The following is a 17926-nucleotide window of genomic DNA, read 5'->3' on the forward strand; positions in this document are numbered from 1 at the left end:
GGTGGTCGGCAGTGGGAAGTCGAAAAATAGCAAACCTACCCTGTTCCTTTTGGAAACTCATCTTTATTCCATTCAGCTGCTGCCCAAGCCCGGCATTCACGACGGCGACGGGCAGCGCGTAGCGGAAGCCGCGCAGCGCCACCTCGGCCTGCGCACGGGCCGGGTGCAAAGCACGGCCGTTTACTCGGTGCGCTACCCGCTCACCGCCCAGCAACTCCAAGATTTCGCCGAGCAGTGCCTCCAGGATCCGGTATTGCATGAGGTAGCCCTGAACGAGTTTCGCCGCGACCCGCAATTCCAGTCGTATATATTGGTGGCCAAAGGCCCCGGCGTAACCGACGACGAAGGCACCTCCGCCCAAAACGCCCTCGGCGACTTCCTCAACCAGCCGCTCGACACGCGCACCCAGCATATTTTCAGCAAGCGCCTGTTTCTGCTGGAAGAAAATTTGCCCCCCACCGACCTGCGTCGCCTGGCCGAAGAGTTGCTCGGCAACAAGCTCATCAGCCGCTTCGAAGTAGGCCCCGCCGATCAGATCCGCGACTTCACGCCCCGCCCCGGCACCTCCGTTGATAACACCACGCACACCATCGACTTAAATGTGTCGGATGAGGCATTGGTACAGCTATCTAAGGACAATCTTTATGCCCTGAACCTGGCCGAAATGCAGGCCGTGCGAGCGTATTATCAGTTGCCCGAAACTCAGCAGGAGCGCCAGGCCAGTGGCTTACCCGCTGAGCCAACCGACTGCGAGCTGGAAATCATTGCCCAAACCTGGTCGGAGCACTGCAAGCACAAGGAATTCAGTGCCTTAATCAACTACCGCGACGCCGAAACGGGCGAGGAGTATCAGGTTGATTCCCTGTTCAAAACCTACATCAAAGACGCCACCGCCGAGGTAGACCGCCAACTGCGCGCCAACGGCAACGACTGGCTCATTAAGGTATTCTCCGACAACGCCGGCGCCGTGCGCATCAACGACGAGTCGCTGTTTGTCTGGAAGGTAGAAACCCATAATTCGCCCTCGGCCATCGACCCTTACGGCGGCGCTATTACCGGCATTTTGGGCAACAACCGCGACCCGCTGGCCACTGGCATCGGTGGGGCTCGCTTGCTATTCAATACCAACGTGTTGTGCTTCGGTAACCCCGACTACGACGGTCCTCTGCTGACCAACCAGCTGCACCCGCGCCGCATATTTGAAGGCGTGCGCAAAGGCATTGAAGATGGCGGCAACAAGTCAGGTGTGCCCACGGTAAACGGGAGCATCGTTTTCGATGACCGCTACGCTGGCAAGCCGCTAGTGTACTGCGGCACCGGCGCCGTGATGCCTATGCAGCTCGCCGGCCTCGATTCCTGGGAAAAGAAGATCGACGATGGCGACCGTATCATCATGGCCGGTGGCCGCGTGGGTAAAGACGGGATCCACGGCGCTACCTTCAGCAGCATTGAGCTCGATGAATCGTCGCCGGCCACGGCCGTGCAGATTGGCTCGCCCATCACCCAGAAGCTGGCCATGGATTTTCTCATCCTCGCCACCCGCCGCGGCCTCATCAAGTGCAGCACCGACAACGGCGCTGGGGGGCTTTCTTCGTCAGTTGGCGAGCTGGCTGGCATCAGCGGCGGTGCCGTTGTGGACCTGGAAAAAGTGCCGCTGAAGTATCCTGGCTTGCGCCCTTGGGAGATTTTCGTAAGTGAATCGCAGGAGCGGTTTACGCTGGTAGTGGAGCCCGGCAAGCTGGCGGAAGTGCTGGCCTTGGGTCAGGAAATGGAAGTGGAGCTAACCGACATCGGCTACTTTACCGCCGATGGCTACCTTGATGTGCGCTTCGCTGGCGCCCCAGTAGCGCAGCTAAATATGCATTTCCTGCACGAAGGCGTGCCGCGCAAAATCATGGAGGCCGAGTGGCAGAAGCCTGCGGCTCAGGAGCCCAAAGTCGAAATCCGTCAGAATGGTGTAGAGACACATATTTGTGTCTCCCCATCGAACGACCCGGCTGCTAATCGTTCAGCGACATCGTTCGATGAGGAGACACAAATATGTGTCTCTACAACTGACGTGTTGTTTCGGCTACTCGGCTCGCTCAATATCTGCTCGCGTGAGTCCGTCATTCGTCAGTACGACCATGAGGTGAAGGGCCGCACTATTATTAAGCCGCTGATGGGCGCCACCGGCCAGGCTCCGCAGGATGCCGCCGTGGTGCGCTTCAACTTCGAGAGTTGGGAAGGCGTGGCCGTGAGCAACGGCATCCAGCCCCGCTTTGGCGACTTGGACGCCTATCATATGTCGGCCGGTGCCTTCGATGAGGCCGTGCGCCAGATTATCGCCGTGGGAGGCAAATTGCCCAACCTCACGCCTGGCGATAATATCTTCTGGTCTGTGAACGACAACTTCTGCGTGCCAGACTCCGATTTTCACCCCGTCACGAACCCCGACGGCAAGCAGAAGCTGGCCAAACTCGTGCACATGTGCCAGGCCCTGCGCGACGCCACCGCGGCTTACTGCATCCCGCTCACCAGCGGCAAGGACAGCATGAAAAACGATTTCAAGGCCGACGGCGTGAAGATTTCGGTGCCGCCGACGGTTTTGTATTCGATGACGGCCAAAATCGAGGACGTGCGCCGCACTGTCACCAGCGACTTCAAGCAGGCCGGCGACGTGGTGTACCTGCTGGGCCGCACCTACGACGAGCTCGGCGGCTCTGAGTTTTACCAGCTATATAAGGAGTTGGGCGCCAATGTGCCGCAGGTACGCTTCGCGGAAGCCAAAGAACTCTACACCCTCATCGGCCAAGCCAACGATCAGCAGCTCATCCAGTCCTGCCACGACCTGAGCGACGGCGGCTTGGCTGTAGCGCTGGCCGAGGCAACTTTCGGCGATGGGCTAGGGGCCAAAATTGAGCTGACCGGCGAACTGCCGCTGTCCGCCCAGCTGTTCTCCGAATCGCACTCCCGCTTCGTGGCCACGGTGGCGCCGGAAGACGTAGTGGCGTTTGAGCAGATTCTGGGCGATAAAGCCACCCGTTTAGGTGTTGTTACCAACGACAACTTCTTGCTAGTAGGCCACCAAGGCCAGCTCGTGATAGAAGCCGATACGGAAGAGTTGCGTCAGATCTGGACCAACGGACCAGTGAATCAGACCATCGGTTTTGGCGAACACGTAATGGGGGAGGGGAAATGAAAGAGAACATGAATCAGTCCGCTGCTGTCCAGGCGCTTATCCTGACGGGTTTCGGGATTAATTGCGAAGAGGAAATGGCCGCCGCCTACCGCTTGGCCGGCGCCGAAGCCACCATCGTCCACCTCAACCAAGTGCTGCACGGCCAGGTCAGCATTCACGACTACGACATCCTGAACTTTCCGGGGGGCTTTTCCTTCGGCGATGATCTGGGCTCGGGCGTGGTGCTGGCAAAAAAGCTGCGCTACCGCCAAACGCCCGGCGGCTTCACCCTGCTCGACGATCTGCGCGAGTTCATTTCCCGGGGCAAGTTCGTGCTGGGTATCTGCAACGGCTTCCAGGTATTAGTAAAGCTGGGCCTGCTGCCCAATCTGGGGGGCAATTTTGAGCCGGAAGTAACCCTGACGCATAACGTCTCGGGCCGCTACGAAGATCGTTGGGTACGACTGAAAGTAAATGCGAATAATCGGAGCCCTTTCTTACAAGGTCTTGATTCCTTTGAAGTACCCGTGCGCCACGGCGAAGGCCGCCTGCTTATCCCTGATGAAGCTACGCGCCAGCGCATCCTCGACCAAAACCTGAACTGCCTGACCTACTGCGACGCCACGGGCTGCGAGGTAACGCAGTACCCGCATAACCCTAACGGCGCCGACCTAAACTGCGCCGGCCTGACCGATACTACCGGCCAAGTTTTCGGGCTGATGCCTCACCCGGAAGCCTTCTTGTCGCTCTACAATCACCCCGATTGGGCGCGCCGCAAGCGCGTGAATAAGGAGTTGAGTGAGGAAGGCGATGGGTTGAAGCTGTTCCGAAACATTGTAAAGCATGTCGCCTCGTTGCCGCACCGCTCAGCTTCTTCAGCTTCACTAGAATCTGTAGAAACACCACTTCGCTAATCCGCCCTTTCCACACCAAAACATTAGCCAGCAGAACGGCTTTCTGACCCTGGAATGAACACTCTGAACCACTTCGACACGCCCCAACTCGAGCTCCTGCACCGCGGTAAAGTCCGCGATTCATACCGCGCTCCTTCCGGCGAGCGGCTCATTGTGGTTACTGACCGTTTGTCGGCGTTCGACTCGGTGTTGGAGACGCCCGTGGCCCACAAAGGCGCGGTGCTGAACGGGTTGGCGGCTTTCTGGTTTGAGAAAACCCAGCACATCATTCCTAACCACGTCATTGCCCTGCTCGACCCCAACGTGACGCTGGCTAAGGAAGCCGAGCCGATTCGGGTGGAAATGGTGGTGCGCAACTATCTCACCGGTTCTATGTTGCGTGGCTATCAGCAAGGGCAGCGTACCTTCTCGGGCGTGACGGTACCTGATGGCCTGACCAAGCACCAGCAGTTTCCTGGGCCCATCGTGACGCCGACCACCAAGGAAGAGTCGGACCGCGAAATCACGCCGGAGAACCTAGTGTCGGAAGGCTGGGTTTCGCCTGAGCTGTACGAGCGGATGCGGGTGAAGTCGTTGGAGCTGTTTAATTTTGCCTCCCAGTGGATGGCCGAGCGGGGCATCATCCTGGTAGATACCAAGTATGAGTTTGGCTTGCTGAATGGCGAGCTGATTCTGATTGACGAAATACACACGCCCGATTCGTCGCGGTTTTGGAGCGCCGAGGATTACGCCCGGAACCCGGAAACGGCCGAGCAGATGGACAAGGAGTACGTGCGTCAGTGGCTCATCGCCAACAAAGTAGATGGACAGTACCCCCGCGCCCTCACCCCCGAAGTTTCCGCCGAAGCTACCCGCCGCTACCTTGATATCTACGAGCGCATCACCGGCAGTCCGCTGCCCATCGGCAACGAAACCACTCCCGGCGGCGACGTACAAGCTCGTCTCGTGGGCAACCTGGTGCGCGCTGGCATCATTCAAGAAGCCTGAGTTCGTCGGTGATTATGTCTTTAGCTACCATCAAACGAAATGCAAGCCTCCGATCCTAAACACCTCGTGCAAGCTTATATCGAAGCGTACAACCGCTTTGATGTAGACGGGATGGTGCGCCATCTGCACAAGGATGTGGTGTTCAGAAACGTTGCCAACGGCGAGGTCAATCTGACCACAAACGGTAAGGAGAGCTTCCGTCAACAGGCAGCGCAAGCCAAGCAATACTTCTCTCAACGGGAACAGCGCGTTACGGAGTGGCAAGTAGCTGACAACCGCGTGGAAGTGCTGATTAACTACACTGCAATAACCGCCATGGAATTTCCTAACGGATTGAAGCCGGGCGATACGCTACAACTACAGGGTAAGTCGGTGTTTCAGATTGCTGACGGCCAGATAGTTTCCATTGAAGATATCAGCTAGAAGCGATGGAGGAATTACTAGCGACATATGCTCTGAGCGATGGGAAAATTCGCTCTCTGCAACTAGGGCTTGAATATACTTCAGCTAGCAATTCTCCGCTTCGGCAAGCTTCAATTGCTCTACAGGTTCGCAAGAAAACAGCAAACGGAAAGCTGAAACCTTGCTTATTACAGCTTAAACTGATTGGCATTCGAAAACTAGTTTTCAATGAAGAGTTTGATTCCTGCTATTACTCTGATGTGATCTTCAAAAAGTTAGAAAATGGCCTATGGTATCTTTCATTAGATCCATCTGGAAATTCTGGAGAGCCTGATGAAGAAGACAACATGGTAGTAGTGGCCGAATCGGTAGAGGTGGAAGAAGGAGCACAGGATAAATTCTTAAGTATACACGACCTTGACAACTCCTAAATCCATAGTACTTCTCGGCGGCGGGGCCCGTGAACACGCTATGGCGTGGAAGCTGACCCTCGATGGCGCTACCGTGCACGTGCTACCTGGCAACGGCGGTATCCCGAATAGTCACCCCGAAATTAGCCCCCTAGACTTCCCAGCAGTAGAGAATTTCTGCCGGGAACATGATATCAAGCTTATCGTGGTGGGCCCCGAGGCTCCGCTGGCGGCGGGCGTAACAGACTACTTCGCCAAAACCGATATTCGGGTGTTTGGGCCAACGCGGCAGGGAGCAGTACTGGAGAGCTCTAAGGTGTGGAGCAAAAAATTCATGCGCCGCCACGGCGTAGCAACGGGCTTATCCTGGACGTTTCGCAGCGACGAGATGCAGGCCGCCCGCGCCAAAGCGGCCGAGCTGGGGGCAATTTGGTAATCAAATACGACGGCCTGGCTGCTGGCAAAGGCGTGTATGTATGTAGCTCTGTGGAGGAAGCCAACGAAGCCCTGACCGAACTGCAAGCCCAACACCCCGAATGGTTTTCGTTTCTGCTGGAAGAAAAACTGAGCGGCCCCGAAATCAGCATTATCGGCATCACCGATGGCAACCGCATCCGGCTGCTGGCTCCGTCGCAGGATCATAAGCAGCTGTTGGCCGGCGACAAAGGCCCCAACACGGGCGGCATGGGCGCTTACTGCCCGGTGCCTTTCGCCGATGACAACATTCTGGCCGCCATTCGCCGCGACATCGTGGACCCGACCATGCGCGGTCTGCAAGCCGAACCGTTTGAGTTTAAGGGTTTCATCTACTTCGGCATCATGCTCACCCCGCAAGGTCCGAAGCTGCTGGAATACAACGCCCGCCTCGGCGACCCTGAGGCTCAGGTGCTACTGCCGGCTCTGAAAAGCAGCTTGTTGGAACTCATAGAAGCAACGCTCGACGGCAACCTGGCCCAGACGACAGTGTGGCAGCGCAATGGCACCTTTATAGGGGTGGTGCTGGCCTCGGGTGGCTACCCGGCCGCCACTTTTCCAACTGGTTTTCCCATCACTGGCTTGGACGACAAAGCCAATTTTGCCCCCCAGACCCTGATTTTCCACGGGGCTACGCGCCGCCAACCCGACGGGCAGCTCACTACAAGCGGCGGCCGGGTCCTGACGGTGGTTTCGCGGGGCCACGATTTGGAAGAGGCTGTGCAACAGGTGTATGCCGAGTGCAAAAAGGTTACCTTTGAGGACGCTTACTATCGCTCCGATATCGGCCAGCGTCCTGTTCCGGAGCTGACAGCCGCTAAATTTTAGTCCCTTACTAAAATGAGCCACTCCTCTTCCCCCAGCGAAAACCAGCCGCCGTCTTTCCTCCCCGAGGGAGCGCGCGCTCAGCAGGTGCGGAGCTCCGGGAAAGAAGGCGAGCGAACCACCACGAAACGCAAGCAGCGGCTGGCCATTTTGCTATCCGGTCGCGGCTCCAACATGGTGGCGCTGGTAGATTCTGTACAAATGGGGGCCCTGAGCGAACTTGCGGAGGTAGCAGTGGTGTTCAGCAACCATCCGGACGCGCCGGGCTTAGCTACGGCCGCCGCGCTGGGCTGCCAAACGGCTAGCCTGGGTTCGGTGGGCTACAAGCGGGCCGATTATGATGCAGCCGTGGTGCAGGTACTACGCGAGTATGAGCCTGACTATCTGGTGCTAGCCGGCTATATGCGTATCCTTTCGCCGGTATTGGTGCGCGCCTATGCCGGACGCATTCTCAACATTCACCCCGCCGATACTCACCTCCACCAGGGCCTGCACGCTTACGAGTGGGCCTTTGAAAACAAGCTTCCCGAAACAAAAATCACCGTCCACCTCGTGGATGAGGGCCTCGACACCGGCCCCGTCCTGGCGCAGCGCCCCGTCGATCTGCGGGGGCAAATACGCTGTCGGAGGTAGAGCGCCGCGGCTTGCTCGTAGAGCATGAGCTGTACGCCGACACGCTGGTACGCTTGTTTCGAGGCCAGATTTCCCCTTCCACCCCGCCAGCTGCCCGGCTACCCCGCCTGACAACCGGCAACTGACAACAGAGAATTGATATGTGCGGAATAGTTGGTTTTTATGGTCCGGAGCCAGTAGCGGCGGACATTGTAGTTGGCCTGACAGCCCTACAACACCGCGGCCAGGACGCGGCCGGCATCGTCACCTTCGACGATAATTTCCATCTCTGCAAGGGCAACGGTCTCGTCAATGACGTGTTCAAGCCCAAGCACGTGAAGAAGCTAAAAGGCAACATCGGCATCGGCCATGTGCGCTACACCACCCAGGGCTCCAACGATTCGGAGCTGGCCCAACCGTTCACCACCAGCTACCCTTTCGGCTTGGGCATGGTGCACAATGGCAACGTGATCAACTTTCGGGAAGTCGCTCAGCGCCTGCACGATAAATACCACGTGCTGCCCAAAACCAGCAACGACTTGGAACTGATCATGTACACCTTCGCCTCGGAGCTGCGCATCAAAGACCTAGACCGCCTCTCAGTAGTGGATATTTTCGACGCCGTTGAGACCACGCAGGAGTTGGTCAAGGGCGCTTATGCTACCATCACCGTTATTGCCGGTCACGGCCTGCTGGCCTTCAACGACCCATTGGGTATTCGCCCTTTGGTGCTCGGCTGCCGCCAAACGCCCGAGGGCCCGGTGTATGCCTTTGCTTCTGAGAGCACCTGCTTCGATTATCTGGGCTTTGACTTCGTGAAAAACGTAGGGCCAGGGCAGGCGGTGTTCATTGATAAAAACCTCAAGATTCATTACAAGAACCCCTACAATGTGCCCAAAGCGTTCTGCGTATTTGAGCACATTTACTTCGCCCGTGAAGACTCCGTTATTCATGGCCGTCTGGTAGCGCGGGAGCGTGTACGCTTAGGTAAGATACTGGCCCGCAAGGTGATGGCAGCCGGGATTGAGCCTGATATGGTAATCGATGTGCCCTCGTCGGGCTACTTTGCTGCTTCCGGCTTGGCCGAAGCCATTGGCGTGCCCTACCGGCGCGGACTGGTGAAAAACAACCACATGGGCCGCAGCTTCATCGTGAGCAGTCAGGCGGGTCGCGAGGATGTGGTGAAGAAAAAGCTCAACCCCATCCGCGAGTTTGTGGAAGGCAAAAAAGTGGCTGTGGTCGATGACAGCATCGTGCGCGGCACTACCTCGCGGCGCATCGTGCGCATTCTGCGCGAAGCGGGTGCGCTTGAAGTATACTTCATCTCCTCCGCGCCGCCCATTGTCAGCCCCTGTATCTACGGCATTGATATGGCCATGAGCACCGAGCTGATTGCCGCTAACTACACGGAGGAAGAAATCTGCCGCTACATCGAAGCTGATAAAGTTATTTATCAGGATTTGAGCGACTTGCAGGAGCTTTTCGCCGAGGAGCGCGGCCACGGCGGCTGCTTCGCCTGCTTCTCCGGCCGCTACCCCACCGGCGACGTGACCAAGTACCTGCGTCACATTCAGGAGGAGCGCGAAAGCCACCGCACCAAGAAAGACCGTCAGCAAGTAGTGTCCTCCGTAAGCGCAAAAGCCCCCGAGCCGACAGAGCATTAGAACAACCAACTCCCTTCCTTAGATGAGGTTGCGCATCAAGCAAGGAGGGGACGCGGCGGCGCAGCCGACGCTGGGGTGGTTGACCGGCGTTGCTGATGTTGATTTAGTAAACAGGTATATAGAACGTCATGCAGAGCAGAGCGAAGCATCTCGCGTGCTGACATTGGATTACTAATCTTACTAAACACGCGAGATGCTTCGCTCTGCTCTGCATGACAGACTAAACAATTAATACAACGACCTCAACTACCCCAGTCTCCGCTACGCGGGGACGTCCCCTCCTTGCTTGATGCGCAACCTCATCTGAGGAGGGGAGCTTGCTAAGTACTATTCCAACGATTACCTCACGCTCTATGTCCACTGCTTCCCCCAAACCTGCCGGCTACGACATCGACCTCGGCAACGCCTGCTCCCGCAACGCCTACGCCTGGGCCAAGAAAACCTTCCCCAACCGCGCCGGTGAGCCCGGCGAGCCAGCGCAGGATCTGGACGGCGGTTTCTCCAACGAAATTCGCTTCGGGCAGGAGCGCCTGGGCATCAGCTCCGACGGCATTGGTACCAAGATAGAAGTAGCCGAGCGCGTTGGGCGGTTTGATACCCTGGGCTACGACCTCATTGCCATGGTGGCCGACGACCTGATTGCCGGCGGCTTCGTGCCCAGCAATCTGTCGAACATCATCGACGTGAACACCCTGGATTACGACGTAATAGATGAGCTGATGCGCGGCTTGCACGACGCGGCCAACTTCAGCCGGATTGCCGTGACTGGGGGCGAAATTGCCGAGCTAGGCAACCGCATTGGCGGCTGGCCCGGTGCCCGCATGAATTTCAACTGGTGCTCTACGGCTGTGGGCGCTTTGCACCCATCGCTAAAAAGCCCCTGAGCGGTGCCACCGCCCAAGCCGGCCACGCGGTCGTATCGCTCCACTCGCCCAGCTTCCGTTCCAACGGCTTTTCCCTGGCCCGCCGTACCCTGCAAAGCCTCTACGGCGACAACTGGCACACGGCACCCTACACCGGCACCGACGCCTCCGAGCTTGGTAATACCTGGGGCGAAGTGCTCCTAGCGCCTTCCCTCATCTACGCGCCCGCCGTAGCCCGCCTTCTCGACGCAGGCTTGACTTTGCACGGTATCGCCCACATCACCGGCGGCGGCATTGCCGACAACTTCCAGCGCGTACTCAAAAACAACGGCGTTGGTGCCGAGTTGGATAATCTGTTTGAGCCCCTGCCCGCCATGCAAAAGCTCACCAAGCTAGCCGGCATCTCGCCCGCCGACGCTTACCTCTACTGGAACATGGGCAACGGCATGCTGCTCATAACTGACGAAGCCCAAGCCGCCGCCGTCGTAAGCCAGCTGCAAGCCGATGGCTACCAGGCCCAAGTGGCAGGCCGCATCACTGCCGCGCCTGGCATTAAGCTGAAAGTGGCGGCTGGTGAGCTGACGTATTAAGCACTGTTAAGCAATAGTATATAAAAAAGCCCCCAACTGATATTGGGGGCTTTTTTATGAAATGAACATTATAATATTCTGTTCAAAATCGCCCGTCATGCAGAGCAGCGCGAAGCATCTCGCGTGCTGATGCTGGATTACTAACCCTACTACCGCTGGCGAGATGCTTCGCGCTGCTCTGCATGACGGGCGATTATTTACGTCTACTCGGAACAGCTTTAGTAGCCAAAAAAGCCCCCCAGACATATGTTGGGGGCTTTTTTATGCTGGCATAGCTAACCTAAGCGGCGTGCCGGGGCTCGATATCGAAGCCTGCTTGCGATACGGCTTTCATCACCTGCTCGGGAATGACGTTTTCGCCCTCCACGGTCAGGATTTTGTCGGGGTTGTTGGTGTCCACGCTCCACTTCTGCACGGTAGGTTCGGCATCAAGGAAAGGCGTGACGGCGCGCAGGCAGTTGGCGCAGTTGATCGAGGTTTTGAATTGTAGGGTAGGCATAGGAACAAGAGTTGAGCCGCTTCGGCAACTGAGTAGTTTCAGCGGCGGGTGAGATGCTGAGGTAACAGCGGATGTGCTACAAAAGTACCAACGTGAATAAAGCCAAGAGGTATAGGCTTTGGCTGGGGAAGTGTAGAGTTTTGGCGTAATTCCGGCTGTCAGTTAATCTCCTGTGTCAAGCTATACGCTCTTTCTATGTCACAACTTATAAAGCAGCTTCAATTGTTAGAAGCAGACAGATTCGTGTCTGAAGATGATGAAGAATATCAGGTCCAATTACTACCAGGTCTGACAGATGAGCAGGTAAGAGCATTTGCCGAAAGTATGCCCCAAGGGCGACTTTCTGCTGATATTCAGGAGTTGTTACTTTTTACGCGAGGTTTCGAGTTTTCTCCTCTCGAGGAAATCCTTTTCGATGCGTTTAATCAGTTTGGCCTAGAAGAACTGTTTCCGAACTCTATACAACTCGCTGGTGATGGTTTCGGAAACTTCTGGATCTTAGATATAAACCAAACAGGGCAGTGGGGAAGCGTCTTTTATGTCTGCCACGATCCAGCAGTGATAATTAGACAATCAACCGATTTATGCGAATTCCTACGCCACATTCAGGAATTTGGAAAGCTGGGAGCCGATTCCTGGTTAGATCAAGTTCACGGGCAGATCAGTTCTAGTATTTGGCTGGAGAGAAAAACTTCAAAAGGAATGACCAGAGCACAAGTAGCTAAGGTGTCAAGTGATGCAGTGGTAAGACAATTTTCTTCAACAGTCCCAGCCGATTATCTCATTGCCGACTTACGGGTAGACTCCCCAATACTGGGATTTGCTTGGGATACAATTTCGGCTGACGGCACTAGCAAAGTGCGTAAGCATACAACAGAGCCAATATGGGCTTTTGAGCCAGCACTCAAGCGAAGCTGGCTAAGTCGCTGGTTCAAAAAATAAATGATTTTGACTACGCCGGCCGTACCGCCCGCTTCTCCAGAATAAGCTGCATGCGGAAGTTGTTCAGGCTTTCTTCCAGTCCCACCGGATACACGTGCGGGTTGAGGAAGCGCCGGATGCTGGGGTCGAGGGCTGCTACTTCGCGCTGGGCTTTGGTGCGGCTTTCCTCTAAGGTGGGCAGCTCGGCCACCAGCTTGCCAGCCCGGAAAACAGGCTCCAGCAGTTCCCGAAACTGAGTGGAGCGAATGGGGCGGCGGCGCGTAGGGTCGAGCGGGTCGACGATGGTGAGCTGGTCGGGGAGAGGCTCGGCCGTGTTGTAAAGCATATCGGCGCGGGGCTGGCCCTTTTCTGTTTCGTAGCGCCGCACCTGCAGGATGCCGGGAATACTGGTTTTGGCGAGCTGCTCGGAAAGCTTGATGGTGTAGTCCCAATCGGCATCGGCCGTCTGGCGCAGGGCGGCCAGCTTATAAACGCCCCCCAGAGCCGGCTGGTCGTGAGCCGTGACGAGCTTGGTGCCGATGCCCCAGGTGTCGATGCGGGCGCCTTGCTGCTTGAGGCTGGTGATGAGGTGCTCGTCGAGGTCGTTGCTGGCTACGATGCGCGTTTTCTGAAAGCCGGCTTCGTTGAGCAGGGCGCGGGCTTCGCGGCTGAGGTAAGCCAGGTCGCCGGAGTCGAGACGAATGCCCCCCAACTCGTGGCCGTTGGCGCGCATCTGCCGGGCTACGCTGATGGCGTGGCGCACGCCTTCCAGGGTATCGTAGGTATCCACCAAAAACACGGAATCGTCGGGGAAAGCGTCGCCGTAGGCCGTGAATGCAGCTTCTTCTTCCCCAAATGACTGCACCCAGCTGTGGGCGTGGGTGCCGCGCACCGGAATACCAAAGCGCTGCCCGGCCATCAGGTTTGATGTGCCATCGACGCCACCCAGATAGGCCGCCCGGCTGGCGCTCAGGCCGCCATCGAAACCCTGTGCCCGCCGCAAGCCAAACTCAAACACCTGATCGGAGCCGGCGGCTTCCCGGATTCGGGCGGCTTTGGTGGCAATCAGCGTCTGGAAGTTGACCAGCGTGAGCAAGGCCGTTTCCAGCAGCTGCGCTTGCAGCAGGGGGCCTTTTATGCGCAGCAGGGGCTCATTGGCAAACACTACCGTACCCTCGGCAATGGCGTCTATATCACAGGTGAGGCGTAAGGTGCGCAGGTATTCGAGAAAAGCCGGCTCAAACAGGACCGTGTCGCGGGTACCGCGCAGGCTGCCCAAGTAAGCCAGGTCATCTTCCGAGAAGTGAAAGTTCTCCAGCCAATCCACGGCATACGCCAAGCCAGCAGCTACGGCGTAACCGCCACCAAACGGCGGCTTGCGAAAATAGAGGTGGAAAACAGCTTCCTGATCTTGCTTGCCCTGCTTCCAATAGCCGTAAGCCATGGTAAGCTGATACAGGTCGGTGAGCAGGCTGAGGGAGGGGCCGTACAGGCCGGAGAGGGGCGCGGAGTTCATGTGCCCAAAGTACGAGGAACCCGGCAGTGAGTTGTGGTCTGGAAAGTACGATGCTGGTTGACTACAAAGAACAAACAGAGCCATCAAACCGCCGCGTGGGTGGCTCAATGGCTCTGCTTTCTATCAATGCTAAGTATGTCAGATAATTATAGCGCGTAATCCTAATTCAACGTAGCTTATAATATAAGTTATTGATATATAAATATTTATGATAAAGCTACACCCCAGCCGGCCGTCGTGGTAGTAGGGGCTGGTTTTTCTGACTGATGGGCTGCATGGCAATAAAGCTCTGCATCAAGGAGAGTAGGAACGATGGGCGGGCAGGCTGTCGAAGGCGTTGTTTTAAGGCTTTCCTGTACGTCATCCGTAAGGTGGCAAAGCACCAGCTGCGTGTTGCGCCGCCGCAGGCGCTGGCAATAGCTGGTCAGCAAGGCCAGCGCACGGCCTGATATATGGCGTAATGAGCTACAATCGACCCAAATACTGGGCTTGCCGCTGCGAGCGGCCTGTTGTAGGGCACGGGCTAATCCGTATTCTTCAGGATGGCTTGGGTCTTCAGCTAGGATAAGCAGGTAGCTTTCAGGCAGGATTTCGCGGTAAATCTCCATTAGGAGTAGATAACTTCAGTCGTTTTCAGGCTGTGCAGCCGAGCTACACAGAAGGCGGGAGCAGCAGGAAGGGGCCGCGCGAAGCGGCAACGGGGAGCCAAGGGGGCCAGACCAGTTAGTCTGGTACCATTACTTACCTAATATGGTCCGCCAACCTGGGTCGAGGCAGTGCTAATGAGAAGCTGCCCGAAGCGGAAAAAGAAAGAGCTATCTGGCTAAAGAGCCATGACACTAATGACACATCATCAACGAGGATAGATGCGTAGTCGTACAAATTTAGGAATAGGAATTAACTATAACCTCAGGCAATATACTGGTTTTCAGTGTAGTTGCTCCTACCAGGTTCTAGGTATTTGTAGTATACGTATCTATACTTAGGGCTCAGTATTATAAAAAAGGAGTGGCAACATCGCTGCGCCACTCCTTTGTACTCTTATTATTTTAAGCCGATGCCAGATCCTGATTCGCTGGCCCTATGAGGAGTTTGCCCAGCGCATCGAACCGGGAGCCGTGGCAGGGACAGTCCCAACTGCTTTCCAAGCCGTTCCAATGCACTACGCACCCTAGATGCGGGCAGATGGCGGAACACTCGTGCGTCTGGCCTTTGGGGTCGCGGTACACAGCTACTTTCGTGAGGCCGCGCCGCATAACGGCCCCGGAGCCGGGCTCTATTTCGTCGATGCTTGAAACGTCGCCGCCGGTGAGTAGCTCGGTGTATTCGGTAGCGACATTCAGGTTTTCCTTTACAAACTCATACGCCGACGCCGGACGCAGGGTCACGCGGCCGGGATCGTAGAGGTCGGCCCAGGGATTAGGGCGGCCCTGAATAAGATCGGTGACAATAATGCCCCCCAGCGTGCTGTGGGTCATGCCGTGGCCCGAGTCGCCGGTGATGATGTACACATTGTCTTTGTCCAGCGGGTTGCGGCCGGCGTAGCCCAGACTGTCGCTGGGTTCCTGCACCTGCCCCGACCACGCGTAGTCGATCTGCTGCACCATCGGGAACCGTTGGCGGGTCCAGTCTTCGAGGCGCTGCAAGCTAAGTTCGGGGTCGCCCTGGCCTACTTTATGGTCTTCGCCGCCTACTAGCAGTAGGTCGTAGCGGGGCGCGCCGCCGCGTGGGCCTTCCGTTATTTCCTGCAAGCGAATGTAGTGGTATGGGTCGGGCGTATCCCAGTACAGTGCCCGCGTCACGGAGCCTTTCGGAATGCGTGCCGCGATAGTATACGTGCGGTAAGGCGACTGCTTGGTGTGCATCACTACGCGGTCGTTTACGGGCGTATTAGTAGCCATTACCACGGCTTTGGCGCGCACCGTGTGGCCGTCGGCCGTTGTCACGCTGGCTTCGGAGCCGCCCTGCACCTCCGCTACGTGGGTATTGGTGAAAATTTGCCCCCCACGGCCCTTAAAGCGGCCAATAGCTTCGGCTAGGCCATAGAGGTATTTCAGAATATGAAACTGGCCTTGGTCAGGAAACAGCAGGCACTCACCGGTGCGAAAGCCCTGAGTGGGAGAATCGGAGAGGCGCTCAACGCCAGTAAGACCGGCGCGGTGGGCGGCTTTCAGCTCTTTATCCAGCTCTTTGGGGCTGCCATCTTCAGGCAGAAACAGGTAGCCGTTGAGGCGCGTAAAGTCGCAGTCGATCTTCTCTTCCTGTATAATGTGCTCAATCCGGTCGATGGCAGCGCTATGACTTTCGGCGGCCAGCCGGGCACCTTTTTCCCCAAATAAATGCTCCAGCCGGGTGTAGCGGTCGTCGAGGGCGTTGGAGAGGTGGGCCGTGGTGCGCCCCGATTCGCCGCTGGCCAGCTTCCCGCTTTCCAGCACAATTACTTTCTTGCCTTCGCGCAGCAGCAGGTAAGCCGTGGTAAGCCCCGCAATGCCGGCACCGACCACCACCACATCGGCAGTCATATCCTGGGTAAGGGAGGGAAATTCGGGCGCGGCGGCAACGGTGCCAAACCACGAGGATTGGGTAGCGGCGGAAGTCTGTTTCATAGAAATAGATTGGCGTGGGAAATGGTATTCAGGTTGTACGCCAAGCGGATAGGTCGAGTTTGGGCATAATGCCTCCTCACAGGGCGGGGCAAGGCAGCGGTAGGCTACAAATGCATCTCGGGCGGAACGGGTAGCTGGTATTTTTCGCCGGCACTCAGAAAATGCAGACGCAGGTCGCGGATGGTGAAGGGTGTATTGGGGCTGATTTCGTAGATATTGTTACTGGTGCATTCATTCGCTTCCAGAACGGTAACCAAACCGCTGCCAATTACTTCCAGATCGTAGCCGTTGCGTACTAATATCGCGGTGTCTTCTTCCAGGCCGAGCCCCAAACAGCCAGGGTTAGTAGCAATAATCTGGGCCATGCGGGCAATACGGCCCCGCGCAATAAAGTGGGTATCAATGGCTACGTCGTGCATAAACTGTAGCCCGGTAGTAATGGAAATTTCGCCTTTGCGAAAACCTGCATCGTTGAGGCCCTGATAAATCATGGGCGTAGACAAGGCCGCGGCCCCGGCACTGGTGCCCCCAACAAGAATTTCATCGTAGGTATAACGCTCTTTTAGCCGCACCAGCATTTTGGTGCCACCCAGCAGGCCCGTCAGGCGAAGCTGGTCGCCGCCTGTAAAGTAGAAGCCAGTAGCCTCATTGATCAAATTGAGCGTCGCCTCGCTGTTGGCATCGTCCCGCTCGCGTACATCCAATACCTGGACCCGTTTGATACCTAACCGGGAAAATATTTCCAGGTAGTCTTCCGCCGCCTCCTTGGGTTCACTAGAGGCAATGGGTAACACCAGAATCAGCGGGTCGTTGCCTTTGAGCTCCTCGCAGAAACGCTTCAGAATACCTTCCGGCGCAAAGTTGAGGTTTTCAGCTTGGTTGGAGCCCTTTTCGGGATCTTCACCTTTGTTTTCGTGGCCCCCTACGGCCAGCAACATGCCTTTTGGCGTGGGACAGGTGTTTCGGTGGCCGCTTGCTAAAGCCCGGGTGGGGTGAGTAGGGGCGGTTTTCTTCTTTTGGGTAGGCATAATAAGCAGGAGTAGGGGAGGATGATGCTAGACAGCATGCTCATCCTGCATGCGTAAATCAGCCGCTTTGAGTTGCGCGCCTTTCTGGCCCTGCCGGCAGCCTCACAAAAACGTGGTTGGGGGCTTTTTTTAATTGCTTTTCAATTAAAGGCTGTCAGCCAAACGATTAGACAGATGATTGGTCTTCAGGATTATAAAGGCCAACTCAACAGTCATTGGTATTTACTCAGCAAAAAATACGTACTACTCTCATGTAAAATAGGTATGTATTCGGTGGCCCCTCCGGGCTTATTCCCGTTTATTCACTACTACTAAAAAAGCCCCCCAGCGCGTGCCAACGCGCGCGGTGGGTGTAGTATCCACTCCCGCCACCGCAGACTCTAGATAATAGAGGCCTTTCTGCGCTATGAAAACAACCAGAATTACCGGAAACAGCAGCGGCCGCCAGATATCTG

At 56.6% G+C, this 17926-nt stretch carries 18 protein-coding genes; 13 read left to right on the forward strand and 5 right to left on the reverse strand.

Features of this window, described 5'->3' with window-relative positions; genetic code table 11:
- Positions 1–49 precede the first annotated feature (49 nt).
- From H9L05_RS09070 to H9L05_RS23460, 11 genes are all read left to right on the forward strand, one after another.
- Entirely contained in the window at positions 50–3181 is a 3132-nt protein-coding gene (locus tag H9L05_RS09070) for a phosphoribosylformylglycinamidine synthase subunit PurL (RefSeq protein ID WP_187733880.1), read from the forward strand.
- A gap of 8 nt (positions 3182–3189) precedes the next feature.
- Complete coding sequence (locus H9L05_RS09075; RefSeq protein ID WP_187733881.1) at positions 3190–4074, forward strand: phosphoribosylformylglycinamidine synthase subunit PurQ; 885 nt, start codon at positions 3190–3192, stop codon at positions 4072–4074.
- Between the two features lie 54 nt (positions 4075–4128).
- Positions 4129–5061: a phosphoribosylaminoimidazolesuccinocarboxamide synthase gene (locus H9L05_RS09080; protein ID WP_187733882.1), complete on the forward strand. Its 933-nt coding sequence runs from the start codon at positions 4129–4131 to the stop codon at positions 5059–5061.
- Between the two features lie 39 nt (positions 5062–5100).
- The gene (locus tag H9L05_RS09085; protein WP_187733883.1) at positions 5101–5484 is read left to right on the forward strand and encodes a nuclear transport factor 2 family protein; all 384 of its coding nucleotides are present in this window, start codon (positions 5101–5103) and stop codon (positions 5482–5484) included.
- 5 nt (positions 5485–5489) lie between these two features.
- Complete coding sequence (locus H9L05_RS09090; RefSeq protein WP_187733884.1) at positions 5490–5894, forward strand: hypothetical protein; 405 nt, start codon at positions 5490–5492, stop codon at positions 5892–5894.
- Entirely contained in the window at positions 5881–6309 is a 429-nt protein-coding gene (locus H9L05_RS09095; RefSeq protein WP_223284836.1) for a hypothetical protein, read from the forward strand. Before H9L05_RS09090 ends, H9L05_RS09095 begins: the two co-directional genes overlap by 14 nt.
- On the forward strand, positions 6303–7175 hold the full coding sequence (purD, locus tag H9L05_RS09100) for a phosphoribosylamine--glycine ligase (protein ID WP_187733886.1): 873 nt from the start codon (positions 6303–6305) through the stop codon (positions 7173–7175). The genes H9L05_RS09095 and purD overlap by 7 nt, the downstream gene beginning before the upstream one ends.
- Positions 7176–7187: 12 nt before the next feature.
- On the forward strand, positions 7188–7805 hold the full coding sequence (gene purN, locus H9L05_RS09105; RefSeq protein ID WP_223284838.1) for a phosphoribosylglycinamide formyltransferase: 618 nt from the start codon (positions 7188–7190) through the stop codon (positions 7803–7805).
- A gap of 140 nt (positions 7806–7945) precedes the next feature.
- Positions 7946–9448: an amidophosphoribosyltransferase gene (purF, locus tag H9L05_RS09110; RefSeq protein ID WP_187733887.1), complete on the forward strand. Its 1503-nt coding sequence runs from the start codon at positions 7946–7948 to the stop codon at positions 9446–9448.
- 353 nt (positions 9449–9801) lie between these two features.
- Positions 9802–10332 (forward strand): AIR synthase related protein, encoded by a 531-nt coding sequence (locus tag H9L05_RS23455; protein ID WP_223284839.1) that lies wholly within the window; start codon positions 9802–9804, stop codon positions 10330–10332.
- Positions 10284–10901, forward strand: coding sequence for an AIR synthase-related protein (locus H9L05_RS23460; RefSeq protein ID WP_223284840.1), 618 nt, complete (start codon positions 10284–10286; stop codon positions 10899–10901). Before H9L05_RS23455 ends, H9L05_RS23460 begins: the two co-directional genes overlap by 49 nt.
- 280 nt (positions 10902–11181) lie before the next feature.
- Here H9L05_RS23460 and H9L05_RS09120 read toward each other — a convergent pair whose 3' ends face one another.
- Complete coding sequence (locus H9L05_RS09120) at positions 11182–11400, reverse strand: heavy-metal-associated domain-containing protein (RefSeq protein ID WP_187733888.1); 219 nt, start codon at positions 11398–11400, stop codon at positions 11182–11184.
- 195 nt (positions 11401–11595) lie between these two features.
- Here H9L05_RS09120 and H9L05_RS09125 point away from each other — a divergent pair, with 195 nt between their 5' ends.
- Positions 11596–12342: an SMI1/KNR4 family protein gene (locus tag H9L05_RS09125; protein ID WP_187733889.1), complete on the forward strand. Its 747-nt coding sequence runs from the start codon at positions 11596–11598 to the stop codon at positions 12340–12342.
- Positions 12343–12352: 10 nt separating this feature from the next.
- Here H9L05_RS09125 and H9L05_RS09130 read toward each other — a convergent pair whose 3' ends face one another.
- The 4 genes from H9L05_RS09130 to H9L05_RS09145 all read right to left on the reverse strand — a co-directional run bounded on the left by H9L05_RS09130 (position 12353) and on the right by H9L05_RS09145 (position 17471).
- On the reverse strand, positions 12353–13837 hold the full coding sequence (locus H9L05_RS09130) for a nicotinate phosphoribosyltransferase (RefSeq protein ID WP_187733890.1): 1485 nt from the start codon (positions 13835–13837) through the stop codon (positions 12353–12355).
- 206 nt (positions 13838–14043) lie between these two features.
- Positions 14044–14445, reverse strand: a complete 402-nt coding sequence (locus H9L05_RS09135; protein ID WP_187733891.1) for an STAS domain-containing protein — start codon at positions 14443–14445, stop codon at positions 14044–14046.
- A 441-nt stretch (positions 14446–14886) separates the two neighbouring features.
- The gene (locus tag H9L05_RS09140) at positions 14887–16443 is read right to left on the reverse strand and encodes an FAD-dependent oxidoreductase (protein WP_187733892.1); all 1557 of its coding nucleotides are present in this window, start codon (positions 16441–16443) and stop codon (positions 14887–14889) included.
- Positions 16444–16547: 104 nt separating this feature from the next.
- A complete protein-coding gene (locus tag H9L05_RS09145; protein ID WP_187733893.1) occupies positions 16548–17471 on the reverse strand; it encodes a cyanophycinase in 924 nt (307 codons plus the stop codon).
- A 72-nt stretch (positions 17472–17543) separates the two neighbouring features.
- Here H9L05_RS09145 and H9L05_RS09150 point away from each other — a divergent pair, with 72 nt between their 5' ends.
- Positions 17544–17786, forward strand: coding sequence for a hypothetical protein (locus H9L05_RS09150; RefSeq protein WP_187733894.1), 243 nt, complete (start codon positions 17544–17546; stop codon positions 17784–17786).
- Positions 17787–17926 lie beyond the last annotated feature (140 nt).

It is taken from the genome of Hymenobacter qilianensis, assembly GCF_014489555.1.
GTDB classification, from domain to species: Bacteria; Bacteroidota; Bacteroidia; order Cytophagales; family Hymenobacteraceae; genus Hymenobacter; species Hymenobacter qilianensis.

Bases quoted from the DNA above. Each gene is read 5' to 3' on its own strand.
- purN (WP_223284838.1), top strand. From the start codon at position 7,188: ATGAGCCACTCCTCTTCCCCCAGCGAAAACCAGCCGCCGTCTTTCCTC.
- H9L05_RS09090 (WP_187733884.1), top strand. From the start codon at position 5,490: ATGGAGGAATTACTAGCGACATATGCTCTGAGCGATGGGAAAATTCGC.
- purF (WP_187733887.1), top strand. From the start codon at position 7,946: ATGTGCGGAATAGTTGGTTTTTATGGTCCGGAGCCAGTAGCGGCGGAC.
- H9L05_RS09075 (WP_187733881.1), top strand. From the start codon at position 3,190: ATGAATCAGTCCGCTGCTGTCCAGGCGCTTATCCTGACGGGTTTCGGG.
- H9L05_RS09085 (WP_187733883.1), top strand. From the start codon at position 5,101: ATGCAAGCCTCCGATCCTAAACACCTCGTGCAAGCTTATATCGAAGCG.
- H9L05_RS09080 (WP_187733882.1), top strand. From the start codon at position 4,129: ATGAACACTCTGAACCACTTCGACACGCCCCAACTCGAGCTCCTGCAC.
- H9L05_RS09135 (WP_187733891.1), bottom strand. From the start codon at position 14,445: ATGGAGATTTACCGCGAAATCCTGCCTGAAAGCTACCTGCTTATCCTA.
- H9L05_RS09145 (WP_187733893.1), bottom strand. From the start codon at position 17,471: ATGCCTACCCAAAAGAAGAAAACCGCCCCTACTCACCCCACCCGGGCT.
- H9L05_RS09120 (WP_187733888.1), bottom strand. From the start codon at position 11,400: ATGCCTACCCTACAATTCAAAACCTCGATCAACTGCGCCAACTGCCTG.
- H9L05_RS09140 (WP_187733892.1), bottom strand. From the start codon at position 16,443: ATGAAACAGACTTCCGCCGCTACCCAATCCTCGTGGTTTGGCACCGTT.
- H9L05_RS09130 (WP_187733890.1), bottom strand. From the start codon at position 13,837: ATGAACTCCGCGCCCCTCTCCGGCCTGTACGGCCCCTCCCTCAGCCTG.
- H9L05_RS09125 (WP_187733889.1), top strand. From the start codon at position 11,596: ATGTCACAACTTATAAAGCAGCTTCAATTGTTAGAAGCAGACAGATTC.
- H9L05_RS23455 (WP_223284839.1), top strand. From the start codon at position 9,802: ATGTCCACTGCTTCCCCCAAACCTGCCGGCTACGACATCGACCTCGGC.